Origin of the sequence: Bacillus cereus group sp. N21 (genome assembly GCF_016483395.1) — a bacterium.
In the GTDB taxonomy this organism is placed as follows: domain Bacteria; phylum Bacillota; class Bacilli; order Bacillales; family Bacillaceae_G; genus Bacillus_A; species Bacillus_A pseudomycoides.
This window is the reverse complement of the sequence record NZ_JAEHBX010000216.1, coordinates 1-733: the sequence shown is the minus strand read 5'-3', so window position 1 is coordinate 733 and position 733 is coordinate 1. Positions and strand designations below refer to the sequence as shown.

Below are 733 nucleotides of genomic sequence, written 5' to 3'. Positions count from 1 at the left end.
GAGAAGGAGGAATAACACGATCATTTCAAACAAACCTTGTTATGAAAAGCTATTAGAACAGTTCCTCTTCTTGCTCTCTCAACCATATTTTAAGGAGAAAGAGAAAACATATACTTAAATTTCGAAATGAAAAAATGCCATAAAAAGGAATAAGTGTTTTTCCATATTTCGTAGCATATTAAAAACATAGGAGGTGATACAATATGGCAAACAATAAGAATGGAAATCGTAATGAATTATTGGTTCAAGGTGCTGAAAGTGCACTTGATCAAATGAAATATGAAATCGCGCAAGAGCTTGGCGTACAACTTGGTGCAGATACAACAGCTCGTGCAAACGGTTCTGTTGGTGGTGAAATCACTAAACGCTTAGTAGCAATGGCTGAACAACAACTTGGTGGTGGATTTACTCGTTAACTTAACCCCAAAATAAGAAAAGATTAGGGCAAGCGATATTATTGATTATTGGAAACATAGCAGATTACAGTAGTTAACAAATACATCTTTCCATGTTGTCTGTATTTAATTTATAAATAAACTCTTATAATGAATGCATTTATACTCAAAGATTGTTGAGAATTTCAAATAATAATCTTTGAGTATTTTATTTGTAAGTTTCTTTTCTAGATTACAAACACATATCTTATGGGGAAGGTGTTTCCCATGAATGTTAAAAAGGCTTTTATAGGAACAAATATACTTAAAAATTTATTTTCAATACTGAAAAGCATATT

General features: G+C 31.4%; 1 protein-coding gene. It reads left to right on the top strand.

All coding sequences use genetic code 11. The features are described from left to right. Positions 1 to 203: 203 nt before the first annotated feature. Complete coding sequence (locus tag JDS96_RS30550; protein WP_199669100.1) at positions 204 to 416, top strand: alpha/beta-type small acid-soluble spore protein; 213 nt, start codon at positions 204 to 206, stop codon at positions 414 to 416. The last annotated feature ends 317 nt before the right edge of the window (positions 417 to 733 follow it).

Excerpts from the sequence above, each read along its gene's own strand:
- JDS96_RS30550 (WP_199669100.1), top strand. The coding sequence starts at position 204 with ATGGCAAACAATAAGAATGGAAATCGTAATGAATTATTGGTTCAAGGT.